At 41.6% G+C, this 243-nt stretch carries 1 protein-coding gene; it reads left to right on the forward strand.

Going from position 1 to position 243, the window contains the following annotated elements:
• Positions 1-243, forward strand: a 243-nt coding sequence (locus DWX28_RS03755; RefSeq protein WP_147342078.1) for a transposase, incomplete at both ends; no start/stop codon positions are given.

Here is a 243-nt window from a genome sequence, read left to right on the forward strand (position 1 = left end):
TGTTCAAATTTCACAGTTTTAGCAGACAAGGGCTATGTCGGTGAAAGGCTGATGCAGGAAATGCAGGAGCAAAATATCTGCCTTTTTGCCCTGAAGCGTTCTAACAGTAAAGAAAACTGGACAAAATCTGTGCGTCAATTAATATTCAAACAGAGAAGGCGGGTAGAAACTGTGTTTTCACAGCTAACTGGTCAACTAAATGCAGAAAGAGTGCTGGCCAAAAGCTTTCAGGGATTATGTACC

Origin of the sequence: Blautia sp. AF19-10LB, assembly GCF_003461245.1 — a bacterium.
GTDB classification, from domain to species: domain Bacteria; phylum Bacillota; class Clostridia; order Lachnospirales; family Lachnospiraceae; genus Blautia_A; species Blautia_A intestinihominis.